The organism is Streptomyces sp. ICN903 (assembly GCF_022015835.1).
Taxonomy (GTDB): domain Bacteria; phylum Actinomycetota; class Actinomycetes; order Streptomycetales; family Streptomycetaceae; genus Streptomyces; species Streptomyces fenghuangensis.
Genome location: NZ_JAKMAY010000128.1, coordinates 1 through 15,445 on the forward strand (window position 1 = coordinate 1; position 15,445 = coordinate 15,445).

Genomic DNA, 15,445 nt, shown 5'->3' on the forward strand with positions numbered 1-15,445 from the left:
CGCCCTCTCCCGCCTCGCCGACGCCGACACCCTCCACCACACCCCCATCGGCGTCCTGCGGGATGTGCGCCGCCCGGTCTACGACACCCTGATGGCCGAGCAGCTGGAGAAGGCCGTCGTACAGCACGGCAAGGGCGACCTCGGCGCCCTCCTGGCCGGCAACGACACCTGGACAGTCGTGTGACCGGGCAACACCCCCGTTCCTTCCACCGTATCCGGAGCCTTGGATGACCTATGTGATCGCCCAGCCGTGCGTGGACGTCAAGGACAAGGCGTGCATCGAGGAGTGCCCCGTCGACTGCATCTACGAGGGGCCGCGCAAGCTGTACATCCACCCCGACGAATGCGTCGACTGCGGGGCCTGCGAGCCGGTCTGCCCGGTCGAGGCCGTCTTCTACGAGGACTCCCTGCCCTCCCGGTGGGCGGAATACGCGACCGCGGACCGGGACTTCTTCACCGCCGTCGGCTCGCCCGGCGGTGCCGCCGCCCAGCCTCCGCTCGAGACCGACCACCCCGTGGTGGCCGCCGAGCCGTCCGGCGGGTCCGTCCGGTGACACCCCTCCTCGCCGCCTCTCCCGAATCGAGCCCCCTGATGAACAAGCCCGTCGTGCTGATAACCGAAGACCTGGCGACGGCCGCCATCGACACCTTGGGCCCGGATGTGGAGGTCCGGCACTGCGACGGGGCCGACCGCGCCGCCCTGCTCGCGGCGGTGGGCCGGGCCGACGCGCTGCTGGTGCGCTCCGCCACCCGTGTGGACGCCGAGGTGCTGGCCGCCGCACCTCACCTCAGGGTCGTCGCGCGGGCGGGGGTGGGACTGGACAACGTGGACGTCGACGCCGCCACCCGGGCGGGCGTCGCCGTCGTCAACGCTCCCACCTCGAACACCGTCACCGCCGCCGAGCTGGCCTGCGGCCTGATCATCTCCCTGGCCCGTCACATACCCCAGGCGGACGCGGCTCTCAGGGCGGGGGAGTGGAGGCGGAGCAGGTACATGGGCGTGGAACTGGCCGGCAAGACCCTCGGCGTCGTGGGGCTGGGACGCATCGGGAAGCTGGTGGCACGGCGGATGGCGGCCTTCGACATGAGGGTCGTCGCCCACGACCCGAACCTCTCCGTGCATCAGGCGGAGCAGGCGGGGGCCGAACTGCTCTCCCTGGACGACCTGCTCGAGACGGCGGACTTCATCACCGTCCACCTGCCCAGAACCCCGGAGACGACCGGCCTGATAGGCCGCGACGAACTGAGGAGGGCCAAGCCGGGCGTGCGGATCGTCAACGCCGCACGGGGAGGCATCGTGGACGAGCAGGCGCTGGCCGAGGCTCTGCGGGAAGGACATGTGGCGGGCGCGGGCCTGGACGTCTTCACCGTCGAACCCTGCACCGACTCACCGCTGTTCGGTCTCGACACCGTGGTGGTCACCCCGCACCTCGGCGCCTCGACCGTCGAGGCCCAGGACAAGGCGGGCGTCGCCGTCGCGCACGCCGTACGGCGTGCCCTGACGGGTGAACTGATCGCCGGCGCCGTGAACGTCCACGGCGGGGCCGTCGCGGAGGAGGTCGGCCGGCTCCTGCCGCTGGCGGAGAACCTCGGCCGGATCTTCACCGCCCTCGCCGACGGCCTGCTCCCGGCCGGCCTGCACGTCGAGGTCCGCGGAGAGATCACCCGGCACGATGTCGCAGTGCTCGAACGAGCCGCGCTCAAAGGGGTGCTGACGGGTATCGGCGACATGCCGCTCACGCTGGTGAACGCTCCGCTGCTGGCCCGGGAGCGGATCCACGAGGTGTGGTTCACCACAAGTTCGGAGTGCGACCGCCACCGCGATGTGATCACCGTGCGCGGAACGCTCCCCGACGGCCGCGAGATCGGCGTCCGCGGTACGCCGGCCGGGCCCCGGCAGGTCGGCAAGCTGGTCGGCATCGGCGATTACGACATCGAGCTGGGTATCACCGGCCACATGGTCTTTCTCCGGTACAAGGACATGCCCGGCATGATCGGCACCATCGGGCAGATCCTGGGGGAAGCCGGGATCAACATCGCCGTCATGCAGGTCGCGCGGATCACCGAAGGGGGTGAGGCGGCGGTCGCGCTGACGGTGGACAACGCGGTCCCGGCCACCGTGCTCGACACCCTCGGCGAGGCCATCGGCGCGAGCTCGGCCCACTTCGTCGACCTCACCGCCTGAACCGTGCTTCCGTGACCGGCCGGCGGCGGACCGGCCGCCGGCCGGTCACGGGGTTCCGACGACGTCACGGGTGGGCATCTCGTTGATCGGGTGGTCTCCGGTGGCCCACAGATACTGCGCCGCGTAGCCGCGCCACGGCTGCCACGCGGCGGCATGGCGGACCAGCGCCGAGGGGGCGGTCGGCAGGGTCAACCCGCCGGCCGCGGCTTTGATGCCGAGGTCGGTGGCGGGAAAGGCGTCCGGATCCCCCAGCGCGCGCATGGCGATGGTCTCCACCGTCCACGGCCCCACCCCTGGCAGGCTCTCCAGCCTGGCACGGGCCTCTTGCCAGTCGCTGCCGGTACCCAGGTCGATGTCGTCCGAGGCCAGGGTGTCGATCAGGGTGATGAGGGCGTTCTTGCGCTTCTGCGGCAGCGCCAGGGCGGACGGGTCCAGACCGGCCAGGGCGGCCGGGGTGGGAAACAGGTGGGTGAGGCCTCCACCGGGATCGCACACGGGTTCCCCGTGGGCGGCCACCAGGCGTGCGGCGTGTGTGCGGGCGGCTGCCGTGGAGACCTGCTGACCGAGCATCGCCCGGACGGCGAACTCCTTGCCGTCGACGGTCTGCGGGATGCGGCGGCCGGGGTTCTTCCGGATCAGTGGGGCCATGACCGGGTCACGTCCCAGCAGTTCGTCGATCGCCACCGGATCGGCGTCCAGGTCCAGCAGGCGGCGGCAGCGGTTGATGGCGGTGGTCAGGTCCCGCAGATCGGACAGGGACAGTGTGCACTGGATGTACGCGGCCCCGGTGGGCTGGAGTTCGGCGACCCCGTGTCCGTGCGGCAGGCGCAAGGTGCGCCGGTAGACCCCTGAACGCCACTCCTCCACACCCGGCACGGAGGTGGCGACCAGGTGCCCGAACAGGTTGTCCGGACACAGGGGGGCGCGGAACGGCAGCCGCAGGGACACCGCGCTCGTCACGTCCGCCGGGCGGCCTCGGCGGCGCAGTTCGGTGGGGGACAGGCCGAACACCGCGCGCACGGTGTCGTTGAAGGTGCGGACGGAGGAGAACCCGGACGCGAAGGCCACGTCCGCCATGGGCAGGGCACTGGTCTCGATGAGCAGTCGTGCCGCCTGGGCGCGCTGAGCCCGGGCCAGTGCGGCCGGCCCGGCTCCGACCTCGGCCTGCAACTGGCGCTCGACCTGACGCGTGGAGTACCCCAGCCGTGCCGCCAGTCCGGCCACTCCCTCCCGGTCGACGATCCCGTCCTTGATCAGCCGCATGGCACGGGCCGCGAGGTCCGCCCGCTCGTTCCACTCGGGCGAGCCCGGTGTCGCGTCGGGCCGGCACCGCTTGCAGGCCCGGAATCCGGCTTGCTGGGCGGCTGCGGAACTGGGGTAGAAGCTCATGTGCTTGGGCTTGGGCGGCACCACCGGGCAGCTGGGCCGGCAGTAGATGCCGGTGGTCAGCACTGCGGTGAAGAACCAGCCGTCGAACCGGGCGTCTTTGGACTGCACCGCCCGGACACATCGCTCCACATCTTCATGCATTCGCCCAGCATGCCCCGGTGGCCGAGGCCAGGCTGGCAGCTTTGCGACATGACCCTTGCGGCTCGCCCGCATCCGGGCCCCCTGCGCCCCCCGCCCCGGAGCGGCCGGCGAGGACGGTGCGGCAGAACGAGGCGAACGCCGCGGCGCGCCGGGTCGGAAGGGTGCCGGAGAGGCGCGCCAGCCCGACGGGAAGCGGGGCGACCTCGTCGGCGATGGGACGTATCCGCACGGCGCGTCCCTCGTAGCTGATGTCCAGGGCGGGCCGCTGGATGAGCAGGGAGTACCCCGCGCCGCGGGCGACCAGGCTGCGCACCAGCTCGAAACTCTCGGTGCGGTGGCGGACGACCGGCCTGAGCCCGGCGTCGGCCATGACCTCGCTGAAGTACCGGCGGCTGGGCGGCACGTCCAGCATGATCATCTCGTGGTCGGCGAGATCGGCCAGACGGATCCCGTCCCGCTCGGCCAGCGGGTGCTCCCGGGGCAGCAGGACGTGGGGCACGGTGGAGTAGAGCCGGTCGAAGACGATGCCGGGCTCGGTGTCGACCCCGTACAGCAGGGCCAGTTCGCACCTGCCCTCACGCAGCAGCCGCTGCAACTCGTCCAGGGAGCCCTCCAGGAAGTCCAGGGTGACATCGGGGCAGGCGGCCGGGAACTCCTCCAGCAGCCGGGGCAGCAGGAACGGCGCCAGGGTGGTGAAGCATCCGACCACCAGCCGGCCGGCCGCGGTCTGCCCGACCTCCCGCATGCCCGACCGAAGCTCCTCGCTGCGGGCCAGCAGGGCGCGGGCCTCCGGAAGGAACAGCCGACCGGCGGCGGTAAGGGTCAGCCCCTTCGCCTTGGCGCGGATCAGCAGCTGCACCCCGAGCTGGTGCTCCAGTTCCCCGATGCCGGCCGACACCGCGGACTGCGAGACGTACAGCAGCTGCGCCGCGCCGGTCATCGTCCCGGCCTCGGCCGCCGTCACGAAATAGTCCAGCTGCCGCAAACTCATCCGGTCAGGCATCAGAAAAACCTCGATTGGTGTCCAGGTTATTCACGTTTTCAAGAGAGTCGGCCATGGGCGAGACTGGAGTCCGCCGAGCCCAGGAGGTTCCGTTATGGAGAACGCGATGGCATGCCCGGTCAATCATGAATTCGATCCGCTGGGTGAGGCCTATGTCGCCGATCCCTACCCGATCCTGTCCGCCGTGCGTGAGGAAGGCCCGGCATTCTACGCGCCGGCCATCGACATGTGGGTCATAACCCGCTTCGACGACATCCAGAGCGCCCTGATGGATCCGAAGACCTTTTCCGCCGCGGTGGGGCAGCGCCCGGTCTTCCCCCTGACCGGGGAGGCGCGGTCCATCATCAAGGAGGGGTTCCACGCCTATCCGGTGATGTCCGACTGCGACCCCCCGCGCCACACCCGCATACGCCGGCACAACCAGAAGGGTTTCTCCGCGCGGCGGATCTCGGTCCTGGAACCGAAGGTGTGGGCGAAGGCGACCGAACTGGTCGACTCGATCGAGCCCGGTGTCGTCGACCTGGTGTCGGCGCTGACCTACCCCCTGCCCGCATACATGATCTTCACGTTCATCGGGTTCCCCGACGAGGACATGGACATGTTGAAGTCGTGGTGCGGCAACCGCATCGCCTTCAGTTGGGGAAAGCCCACTCCGGCCGAGCAGCGCGAAATCGCCAACAACATGGTCAACTACTGGAAATACTGCGAGGAGTTCGTCGCCAAACGTGCGGCCGACCCCGTGGACGACTTCACCAGCGACCTGATCCGGATCCATCAGGATGATCCCGAGAGCCTCTCGATCTCGGACATCACGAACGTCGCCTACGGATTGAGCTTCGCCGGGCACGAGACCACCACCAGTTTCACCGGAAACGCCGTACGCAGACTGCTCGCCAACCGCCGGCAGTGGGACGACCTGTGCGCCGACCGGTCCGTCATTCCCCAGGCCGTCGAAGAAGTGCTCCGCTACGACAGCAGCATTCCGGCCTGGCGCCGCATCACCACCAGTGAGGTGACCGTGGGCGGCGTCGAGATCCCCGCGGACGCGAAGATCCTCCTGCTGCTGGGGGCGGCCAACAGGGATCCCGGGCACTTCGAGGACCCCGAGACCTTCGACATCCACCGCGATGACGCACGCAAGCACCTCGCCTTCGGGCAGGGCATCCACTACTGCATCGGTGCCGCGCTCGCGCGCATGGAGGCGCGGATCGCCCTCGACCTCCTGGCCCAGCGGGCACCCGGGATGCGCATGGTCGAGGACCAGGACTTCGACTTCCCGGCCAACGTGTCCTTCCGCGGCCCCCGTAAGCTCCTGGTCCACTGGCCCGAGTGACGGGCTCCGGACGCCCCCGCTCCCCGACCGCCGCACGTTCCCCGGGCCGCACCCCGGCCGCCGGTCCTCGTCCGCCCCGAGGACCGGCGGCCTCCGCGTGCGGTCGGTGTTCACCCGCGTTGGCCGACCAGCAGTGTCTGCACCACACGACCGCAGTCGCCGGCCGTGTCGTCCAGGCGCCCCACGGCCAGCCCCGATCCGTGCGCACTGGCGTCCGTGGCCGACCGCAGGCACAGCCACTGGCCCACCGGGTCGCGGTGCAGGGCGAGTGTGACATCGGTGTTGATGACGAGCCGGCGGTGGTGGTCCAGTTCGAAGGCGACCGCCCAACTGCTGTCCGCCACGGTCAGCGCACGGGTGAGCGGTGTGTCCTCGCACCCGGCCAGCAGCGGGATGAGCTGACGCACCCAGGCCGTGCCGGGGCCCGGGGTGTCGAATCCCGTGCCCGGCTCGAAACGCCACTCCATGGCGGCGATGTAGCCCTCCAGGTGCGCGCCGGCCATGGTGTGCGCCGGCTGGGCTTCGGGCAGGGGCGGTGCGGGGGGCGCCGAGCGCAGGGACGGCGTGTCCGCCGGGGCGGCGGCCATCCGCCAGGCACGGGCCAGCATCACCGTTTCCCCGCCGGAGTCGATCTCCCCTTCCAGCAGCTCCGCGTGACGGCCCGAACGAACGGTCCGGACGCTGACGTGGAGATCGGCGACGGGCACCGGACGCGGTAGTTCCACCGTCATCCGGGCGATCCGGAAGCCCGGCCGCGGCTCGTGCCGTTCCATCGCTCTCCCCAGCAGGGCCGAGGGCGGCCCGCCGTGCTGCCACTTGGGGCTCCAGGGCCCCGCGGTGGCCGGACCGCTCGCATACCGGCCGTGTCCCAGATCGCGGTAGAAGGCCTCCGGCGGAACGGCCGGAGCGGAGGTGTCCGCGGTGTTCACAGGGTGTGCTCCTCATCGACGACGGACTCGGACGTGGGACCGGCCGTGGTCCGGCCGGTCTGATCTGGTGGACGCCGCGGCGCCCCGGCCCGTTCTCCGGACGGCGGGCATCACTGCCTCGGGGCGACGGGGACGCCCGCCGGTCTGACCCCTCCGACCTCTTCCCGGCTGCGGAACCAGCGCCGATAGGACTCGGGCGGAACCCCCACCGTGCGGCCGAAGTGCCGGCGCAGGGTCGCGGCCGTGCCCATGCCGGTGCGAACGGCGATCTGCTCCACGCTCAGGCCTGTGCTCTCCAGCAGGCGCTGAGCCAGCTGGACGCGCTGTGCCAGGAGCCACTGGAGGGGGGTCATCCCCGTACTGGCGCGGAAGTGACGGGTCAGGGTGCGGCGGCTGACGTTGGCCTGCTGAGCCATGTCGTCCACCGTCACCTGGCTGCCCAGGCGCTGTGTCACCCATGACAGCACGTCGGTGAGGATGTGGTCCTCGCCGACGGACTCGGAGAGGGCGGGCGGGTGCGCCTCCCCCGCGTCGGCTTGGGGAGGCATGACAAGGCGGTGTGCCAGGGCCTTGGCGACGGCCGTACCGTGATCGAGCCGCACCACGTGGAGGAACAGGTCGAGACTGGCGGCCTGACCGGCGGAGGTGAGGATGTCCCCCTCGTCCACGTACGGCGTCTCCGGATCCACCTTCACCCGCGGGTACTGGGCGGCCAGGGCGCCGACGTGGGCCCAGTGCGTCGTCGCCCGCCGTCCCTCGAGCAGACCGGCCGCCGCGAGGACGAAGGTCCCCGTGTGGGTGGCGACGATGCGCGCGCCGGCCTCGTGGGCGTCGCGCACCGCGCCGACCAGGGCCGCGGGAGGTGCCTGCCGCACGTCCGACAGGGCCGGAACGACGACCGTGTGCGCCGAGGTCAACTGTTCCGGGTTGCAAACCTGTTCGACGCGACAGGAGTCGCAACTCCGCATGTCGTCCATGGTGTGGACGGCGAAGTCGTACCACGGATCGGCCAGGTAGGTCCGGTCGACGCCGAAAATCTCACGTGCCGCCGAGGCGTCGAGACCTGAGATCCCCGATGCGAGAAGTAGGGCCACAGAAATCGGCATGATCCTTACCGTCGCCCTCGCGTCATCCCAGGTCAATGCTTTCTTGCCGAAGTAGTACACAAGTGCGACCGAGCGGACGGAGGTTCGGGGCTCGCTTCCCGGCGGGCCCGGACGGGCCGCCACCTCCGGCGCGCCGCCGCGTCCGCCGCTCGGAATCCGCCGGAAGAGGAGTGGGCGGAACCACTCCGGAGCGCGGGGGCCGCCGACTTGCCGAAGTCGCCCACGGCTGGGGTTTGCTCGCCCGGCATGGGCCGCTACTGCGAAGTCCCGGAGCCGGATCCCCTGACCAGCGGCGATGATCCGGCGATGGTCCGGCGGGTCCGTGACACCGCCCTCGTACCGCAAGGGTGATGTCGCGGATCTGCCAGCCTTCGCCGCCCGGAGCCTGCTGAACTGATCACGCAACGACAGGCCCTTCACAGGACGGAACCCATGGCCTCGACAAACACCGCCGTCACGCACCACCCCGGCGGAGCCGATCTGCCGGCCCGTTCCCCGCTGGTCGGATGGCTGGCCGTGGTCTCGGTGATGCTGGGGATCTTCTCGATCGTCACAACCGAGATCCTGCCGATCGGCCTGCTCACCATGATCGGTTCGAGCTTCACCATCTCGGACGGGATGGCGGGTCTGATGATGACCATGCCCGGTTTCCTCGCGGCCGTCTCCGCACCCGTGGTCACCGTGGCGACCGCGCGCATCGACCGCCGTCTGATGCTGTGCGTGTTCATGCTCCTGCTGGCCGTGGCGAACTTCCTGGCCGCCGTAGCGTCGGACTACTGGATCGTCCTGCTCTCCCGGGTCGTCGTCGGTATCGTCATCGGCGGCTTCTGGTCGATCGGCGCCGGACTGGCAGAACGCCTGGTGCCCGCGGAGTCGGTCGGCCGCGCCACAGCGGTGATCTTCTCCGCGGTGCCACTGGGCTCGGTGCTCGGTGTGCCGGCCGGCACCTTCATCGGCGATCTTGCCGGATGGCGTACGGCGTTCGTCGTCATGGGCGTCCTGACGGTCGGTGTGCTGGTCATGCTGATGCTGGTCATGCCGCCGCTGCCGCCGGACCGGGTGACCCGCCTGAGCGTGCTGCGGGGCATGTTCGGCAACGTCAACACGCGCTTCGCGCTGCTGCTGACCTTCCTGGTCGTGCTGGCGCACTTCGGCACCTACACCTATGTGACGCCGTTCCTGGAGCAGGTCACCGGCATCGGCCCCCAGATGATCACCGTCTTCCTGCTGATCTACGGCGCCGCGGGCATCGCCGGGAACTTCCTGGGCGGAGCGGTGGTCGCCCGCCGCCCCCGGGCCGCCTTCGGTATCGCCGCGGGCATGATCGCGGTCGCTGCCCTGCTGCTGCCGGTCCTGGGGCGCTGGGAGCTCGGAGTCGTGGCCCTGCTCGTCGTCTGGGGCGTCGGGTACGGCGCGATCCCCGTCTCCTCCCAGACCTGGTTCACCAAGGCGGCCCCCGGTGCGCCCGAGGCGGCCTCGGTGCTGTTCACCGCGTCCTTCCAGGCGACGATCTCGCTCGGTGCGCTGGTGGGCGGCTTCACCCTGGACCGCACCTCCCCGTCCACGGTCATGGCCCTGGGCGGCGTCACCGCCACCCTCATGGTCGTGGCCGTGGGGGCCCACTTCGCCCGGCGCCTGACATGGTCGGACGGCACCTGACCGCCACAAGGGCCCCGGGCGCCCCGCAACATCCCGGAACTCGCCAGGTCGCACGGTGCGCGGCCCTCGGGGCCGACCGGCCCCGAGGGCCGCGAGCGACCACACCAAGGAGAGGACAACGTACATGTGCGGAATCGTCGGTTGGGTGGATTTCGAACGTGATCTGTCCCAGGAGCGCACCACAACGGAGGCCATGACCCGGACGATGGCCTGCCGCGGCCCGGACGCCGAGGGGGTCTGGCTCGGCCGTCACGCGGCCATCGGCCACCGCAGGCTCTCCGTCATCGACCTGGAGGGCGGCAGGCAGCCCATGCTCAGCGAGGAGGGCGGCCTCCCCCCGGTCGTGCTGACCTTCAGCGGCGAGATATACAACTACCGGGAACTGCGCTCCGAACTCGCCTCCCGCGGCCACCGCTTCCGGACCCAGAGCGACACCGAGGTCGTGCTGCGGGCCTACCTGGAGTGGGGCCAGGACATGGCCGGCAGGCTGAACGGCATGTTCGCCTTCGGCATCTGGGACGCCCGGCGTGAGGAACTGCTCCTGGTCCGCGACCGCCTGGGCGTCAAACCGCTCTACTACCACCCCACCCCCAACGGCGTCCTCTTCGGTTCCGAACCCAAGGCGATCCTGGCCAACCCGGAGATCCCCCGCCGCGTGAACGCCGACGGGCTCCGCGAGATACTGGACATGGTCAAGACCCCCGAACACGCGGTCTTCACGGGCATGTCGGAGGTCCGCCCCGGGCACCTGGTCCGCGTGCGCCGCCAGGGGCTGAGCAAGCACCGGTACTGGGCGCTCGAGGCCGTGGAGCACACGGACTCCCTGGACCGGACCGTGCGCACCGTCCGGGAACTCCTCGAGGACATCGTGTCCCGGCAGCTCATCTCCGACGTCCCGCTGTGCAGTCTCCTGTCCGGCGGACTGGACTCCTCGGCCGTCACCGCGCTCGCCGCCAAGGCGTTGAAGGAGCAGGGCGCCGGTCCCGTCCGCTCCTTCTCCGTCGACTTCGTCGGAGCCGCCGAGAACTTCGTCCCCGACCCGCTGCGCAGCACCCCCGACGCTCCCTTCGTGCGTGACCTGGCCGAACTCGTCGAGGCCGATCACAGGGAGATCCTCCTGGACAGCGACGACCTCAGCGACCCGGCCGTCCGTGCCGCCGTCCTGGGGGCGACCGATCTCCCCCCGGTCTGGTACGGCGACCTGTGGCCCTCCCTCTACCTGCTCTTCCGGGCCGTCCGTGAGCGCTCGACCGTCGCCCTGTCCGGCGAGTCGGCCGACGAACTCTTCGGCGGATACAGTTGGTTCCACGACCCCGAGGTCCTCACCGCCGAGACCTTCCCGTGGCTCACCACCACACCCGGCCCCTTCTACGACGGCACCCCGCTCTTCGACAAGGGCCTCATCGGAAGCCTCGACATACCCGGCCGCCGGCGCGACAGCTACCACGAGGCGATCGCCGAAGTCCCCACCCTCCCCGGTGAGACCGGTCTGGAGAAGCGGATGAGGGAGCTCAGCTACCTCAACCTCACCCGCTTCGTGAACACCCTCCTCGACCGCAAGGACCGCATGAGCATGGCCGTCGGACTGGAGGTCCGCGTCCCCTTCTGCGACCACCGGCTCGTCGAGTACGTCTTCAACGCCCCCTGGTCCATGAAGACCTTCGACGGGCGCGAGAAGAGCCTGCTCCGCGCCGCCACCCGCGACATCCTGCCCCAGTCCATCGTGGAACGGGTGAAGGCGCCCTACCCGAGCACCCAGGACTCCGGGTACGAGAAGAAACTGCGCGACCGGCTCGCCGAGGTCATCTCCAGCGGCGACGCCCCCATCCTCCCCCTGCTCGACCTGGACCGGGTCCGGGACCGCCTCAACCGGCCCGTCAGCTCGGAGAGCACCCAGATCACCCGCATCGATCTGGAGGTTCCGCTCTCGCTCAACGCCTGGCTCGAGTCCTACGACGTCACCCTGGACCTGTGACCGGACCCCGCTCCGGAAGCCATCCGCGCACAGTCCTTCCGCACCCGCGGGCCGTGACCGGCCCGCGGAACTGAGACCGCCCGGCGGCCCCGCGCCCTTCCCCCGTATCAGCGGGGCCGCCGGGCACCACGACGTCGTACGGGCCGCTTCTCCGGGCCCGTACCGAGAGGAGGCATCCCGTGCCCTCGCCCACCACCCCCCTGAAACCCGCGGTCCCGCGGACGCCGCACGGACTCCGCGCCGACGAGCGGCCGGAGGACCGCCGGTCCGCCGCGGCCGAGGCCCTCGCCGACCGCATACACCTGGAGACCACCGCGCTGCGCGGTCTCGACCTCGCCGACATCGCCCCCGCGCCGGTCTTCCGGGTGGCCGACCACGTCGCGACCGCGCCCCGGGAAGCCGCAGATGCAGCCCTATGAGCTCACCCTCACCGACGCGGCCGAGGCCATAGCCGGGAAGGACCTCTCACCGGTCGAACTCACCGACTCGGTCCTCCGGCGGTGCGAGGAGACCGAGGGCACTCTCAACGCCTACGCCACCGTCACCGCCGAAGCCGCCCGGTCGTCGGCGGCACAGGCCGAACGGGACATCCTGGCGGGGCGGTACCGCGGCCCTCTCCACGGCATCCCCTTCGCGCTCAAGGACGTCATCGACACCTCCGGGGTGCCCACGACGGCCGGCTCCCGCGTCTGGGCCGACCGCCTTCCCACACGGGACAGCGCCGTGATGGAACGCCTCACCGCGGCGGGCGCCGTACTGGTCGGCAAGACCCACACCCATGAGTTCGCCTACGGCCTCGTCACCCCCCAGACGGCCAACGCGTGGCACACCGACCGGATCGCCGGCGGATCCAGCGGCGGCTCGGCGGTCGCGGTGGCCGCCGGCTCGGCCACCTTCTCCATAGGAACCGACACCGCCGGCTCCATACGTGTCCCTGCGGCGCTCAACGGCGTCGTCGGGCTCAAGCCCACCTACGGCCTCGTCTCCCGCCACGGCACAGCGCCCCTGTCCTGGTCCCTGGACCACGTCGGACCCATCACCCGGAGCGTCCGCGACGCCGCCCCGGTGCTGGACGCGATCGCCGGCCGTGACCTGCGGGATCCGGCGAGCATCGTCTCGCCCAACCTCCACCGCGGGCGCACAGGATCCGCCGGTCTGGGAGGGCTGCGCGTGGGGATACCGCGGAACCACTTCTTCGACAACATCGCACCCGAGGTGGAGGAGGCCGTCCGGACCGCCGTCGAACACATCGTGGAACTCGGCGCGACGCCCGTCGACATCGAGGTCCCCCTGACCGAACACCTCCTGCCCACCCTGTGGGGTCACATGAGCCCCGAGGCGGCCTCCGCCCACGAACACCACCTCTCGCACCACGCGGACCTCTTCGGCGAGGACGTGCGGACCCTGCTGGAGGCCGGACGGCTCATCCCGGCCGGCGACTATCTGCGGGCTCAGCGTTCCCGCACCCTCATCCGCCGTGTCTGGCGGGAGATGTTCGAAACCATCGACGTGCTCGCGACACCGACCGTCGCCCGCACGGCGACCGGACGCGGACAGTCCGCGGTGCGATGGGGCGACGGCTCCACGGAGACCGTCACCGACATGTACGTCAGGCTCACGGCACCGGCCAATGTCACCGGCCTTCCCGCGCTCTCCGTACCGATCGGGTTCGACGACAGCGGCCTGCCCATCGGACTCCAGCTCATCGCCGATCAGCTCGCCGAACCGGACCTGCTGCGCGTCGGTACCGCCTACGAGACAGCCCACGACAGCAGCGGACACCTGGGGATGCGGGGCCGGCCGAGCGATTCCGGAACATAGTCGGTGTTGGCGTCGAGTGGCCGTCACGGCGGGAGGACGCGGCGCCGGAGAAGGCCGGATCCGGTGCGTCCGTGTGCCCGTCCCGTCTCCTGGTGCGGACGGCGTCGATTCACCGGGTGAGTTCGACGTCGTCGCCCCGGCCGGCTCCGGCGGTGCGGACTTCGCCGCTGAACGGGACCGGGGCGGGGCACCGTGGGCTGTTCGGGCGCGGTGTGCCGGGTGAAGGAGGGCGGGGGAGTGTGTGCTGCCTGATGCCGCTCCTCCTTCTGTCGGCGACGGGAGCCGAGGACCTCCTTGCAGGGCTTCAGTCGCGTGCTCTGCTGCCAGGTTCCACTTGCCGCATCCGGCCCTGCCCGCGGCACGCCCACCACCCCCGCACCGCTGGGCACCGTTCCACGACACCGAGCACGACCGGGCGGCCACCGCACTGTCGCCCACGCCATGGGTCCGCCTGCACCTGGGATACCACTGCCCGCAGGCCCGGCAGTCCGGGACGTTCGGCATCCAGACCAACACGGTCCGACCGGTACGCGGCGCCTGCGGCCACCGCGATCACCCGCTCGCCACCAGCGAACAAGTCCCCGTCGTGCGGCTCCTCCTCTGACCTGCGCCCGGGCGCCGCCACCGGGCCGGCCCGAGCACGACCGAGAGCCCCAGCCCGTCCGGAGCACCCGCGACCGCACAACCGAACGGACGGAACCAGGCCGGCCAGGAACGCGACCGCGGCAGGGCCGCACAGTTCCCGTCCTCGGAGCGGCGCCTCGCCGCTGACAGGTGACCGGCAACACTGGCCGGCAGGCAGAGCGGTCTCAGGCCGAGGCCGCCTGCGCGCAGGCCGTCGCCCTCCTCAGGGAGACCGGGACGGTCGGGGAGGGGTGTGAACTCCCTGTGCGGCTTCGGCGAACCGCCGCACGGTCGGCGGCGGACCGAACCGGTGCGCGGAGGCCTGCTCAGGCCGCGCGGGAGCGGAGTTCGCGGCGGCCCAGCTCGTTGACCTCCTCCAGGGACATGCCCAGGCGGGTACGGAGGAAGTCCACGATCACCCAGTGACGGGCGGTCTCCTCGGAGAAACCACCGAAGTACGCCACATACCACGGGATCCACTGCAGGAGCCGACGCACCGACTCCCGTCGTCCGACCCGGTCGGCGTACTCGCCCAGGGGGGCCGGATGGTGGTGCAGGAACCGTCCGCCGGGAAGTGCCGCGCACAGCTTCTGGTAGAAGGCGGTCTGCAGGATCAGCTCGTGCCAAATCTCGTCAACTTCCTTGGTCAGGGGCAGGAAGGTGGCCTCCTCGGCGGAGACGATGTAGAGGAACTTCAGGCACTCGCCGAGCGGGGCGTCGATCTCCGCGTGGGACCGCTCGGGAAAACGTGCGCGGAGAACGTGCAGAACCTCGGTGGGGACGTATGACATCACATCGATCACGGGTGGTCCCTGCGGCCGGGGAGCGGGCGGCGGACGCGACGGGCGGCCACCGCCAACTCCGGGGAAGCGTCGGTGTCCTGCGCGTCACTCGACCGTGGCGTAACACCCTTCCGTGGCTTCCTCGAGGAGTTCGAACATCTCGTCCTCCACGAGCACTTCCTGGACATCGGCCAGAAGCATGCCGGTTCTCCCTCGGTTATGACGACTGACATAATCGCCGGAGCTCATCGTGAGGCGCGCTCCGGGAACCGTCAAGACCAACGGACTCCCCGCGCTCCCGCGGAAAGTGCGGTTCCGGCCGCCGAGGGCCGCGGCCACCTGGCCGCCCTCACCCCCGACGCAACCCCTGGCCGCAGTGAAGATCGGCACCCGGCTGCACCGCCGATTCGCCATCTGGCCGACCTTCCACACCGGCCGGCAGCATCTGCTGACCGCACTCGGCCTCACCCCCGGCAGCAGTCCCCCTCACCCCGGTCC

The 15,445-nt window shown here is 70.8% G+C and carries 13 protein-coding genes and 1 pseudogene; 9 read left to right on the forward strand and 5 right to left on the reverse strand.

Features of this window, described 5'->3' with window-relative positions; genetic code table 11:
• From L7D48_RS15000 to serA, 3 genes and pseudogenes are all read left to right on the forward strand, one after another.
• Positions 1 to 184: pseudogene (locus tag L7D48_RS15000) on the forward strand (2-oxoacid:ferredoxin oxidoreductase subunit beta); the annotation flags it as partial.
• A gap of 43 nt (positions 185 to 227) precedes the next feature.
• Positions 228 to 554: a ferredoxin gene (gene fdxA, locus L7D48_RS15005; RefSeq protein WP_237879939.1), complete on the forward strand. Its 327-nt coding sequence runs from the start codon at positions 228 to 230 to the stop codon at positions 552 to 554.
• Between the two features lie 35 nt (positions 555 to 589).
• Positions 590 to 2,185 carry a phosphoglycerate dehydrogenase gene (gene serA / locus L7D48_RS15010; RefSeq protein ID WP_237879951.1) on the forward strand — a complete coding sequence of 532 codons (1,596 nt, stop codon included), beginning with the start codon at positions 590 to 592 and terminating at the stop codon, positions 2,183 to 2,185.
• Positions 2,186 to 2,230: 45 nt separating this feature from the next.
• On the opposite strand, the gene L7D48_RS15015 is transcribed toward serA, so the two are convergent.
• Both L7D48_RS15015 and L7D48_RS15020 read right to left on the reverse strand, forming a co-directional pair.
• Complete coding sequence (locus L7D48_RS15015) at positions 2,231 to 3,715, reverse strand: DNA-3-methyladenine glycosylase 2 (RefSeq protein ID WP_237879940.1); 1,485 nt, start codon at positions 3,713 to 3,715, stop codon at positions 2,231 to 2,233.
• Entirely contained in the window at positions 3,708 to 4,706 is a 999-nt protein-coding gene (locus L7D48_RS15020) for a LysR family transcriptional regulator (RefSeq protein ID WP_237879941.1), read from the reverse strand. The genes L7D48_RS15015 and L7D48_RS15020 overlap by 8 nt, the downstream gene beginning before the upstream one ends.
• Positions 4,707 to 4,812: 106 nt before the next feature.
• Here L7D48_RS15020 and L7D48_RS15025 point away from each other — a divergent pair, with 106 nt between their 5' ends.
• Positions 4,813 to 6,051 carry a cytochrome P450 gene (locus tag L7D48_RS15025; RefSeq protein WP_237879942.1) on the forward strand — a complete coding sequence of 413 codons (1,239 nt, stop codon included), beginning with the start codon at positions 4,813 to 4,815 and terminating at the stop codon, positions 6,049 to 6,051.
• 110 nt (positions 6,052 to 6,161) lie between these two features.
• Here the strand turns inward: L7D48_RS15025 and L7D48_RS15030 are convergent, their stop codons facing one another.
• Both L7D48_RS15030 and L7D48_RS15035 read right to left on the reverse strand, forming a co-directional pair.
• The gene (locus L7D48_RS15030; protein ID WP_237879943.1) at positions 6,162 to 6,980 is read right to left on the reverse strand and encodes a thioesterase family protein; all 819 of its coding nucleotides are present in this window, start codon (positions 6,978 to 6,980) and stop codon (positions 6,162 to 6,164) included.
• Positions 6,981 to 7,090: 110 nt separating this feature from the next.
• Entirely contained in the window at positions 7,091 to 8,086 is a 996-nt protein-coding gene (locus tag L7D48_RS15035) for a helix-turn-helix domain-containing protein (protein ID WP_237879944.1), read from the reverse strand.
• Positions 8,087 to 8,518: 432 nt separating this feature from the next.
• Between L7D48_RS15035 and L7D48_RS15040 the strand changes: the two genes are divergently transcribed.
• The 5 genes from L7D48_RS15040 to L7D48_RS15060 all read left to right on the forward strand — a co-directional run bounded on the left by L7D48_RS15040 (position 8,519) and on the right by L7D48_RS15060 (position 14,145).
• On the forward strand, positions 8,519 to 9,745 hold the full coding sequence (locus tag L7D48_RS15040) for an MFS transporter (RefSeq protein WP_237879945.1): 1,227 nt from the start codon (positions 8,519 to 8,521) through the stop codon (positions 9,743 to 9,745).
• Positions 9,746 to 9,869: 124 nt separating this feature from the next.
• Positions 9,870 to 11,720, forward strand: a complete 1,851-nt coding sequence (asnB, locus tag L7D48_RS15045; protein WP_237879946.1) for an asparagine synthase (glutamine-hydrolyzing) — start codon at positions 9,870 to 9,872, stop codon at positions 11,718 to 11,720.
• 179 nt (positions 11,721 to 11,899) lie between these two features.
• Positions 11,900 to 12,139: a hypothetical protein gene (locus L7D48_RS15050; protein WP_237879947.1), complete on the forward strand. Its 240-nt coding sequence runs from the start codon at positions 11,900 to 11,902 to the stop codon at positions 12,137 to 12,139.
• A complete protein-coding gene (locus tag L7D48_RS15055; protein ID WP_237879948.1) occupies positions 12,126 to 13,541 on the forward strand; it encodes an amidase in 1,416 nt (471 codons plus the stop codon). Before L7D48_RS15050 ends, L7D48_RS15055 begins: the two co-directional genes overlap by 14 nt.
• A 334-nt stretch (positions 13,542 to 13,875) precedes the next feature.
• Positions 13,876 to 14,145: a hypothetical protein gene (locus tag L7D48_RS15060; protein WP_237879949.1), complete on the forward strand. Its 270-nt coding sequence runs from the start codon at positions 13,876 to 13,878 to the stop codon at positions 14,143 to 14,145.
• A gap of 346 nt (positions 14,146 to 14,491) precedes the next feature.
• Here L7D48_RS15060 and L7D48_RS15065 read toward each other — a convergent pair whose 3' ends face one another.
• Positions 14,492 to 14,968 (reverse strand): hypothetical protein, encoded by a 477-nt coding sequence (locus tag L7D48_RS15065; RefSeq protein ID WP_237879950.1) that lies wholly within the window; start codon positions 14,966 to 14,968, stop codon positions 14,492 to 14,494.
• Positions 14,969 to 15,445 lie beyond the last annotated feature (477 nt).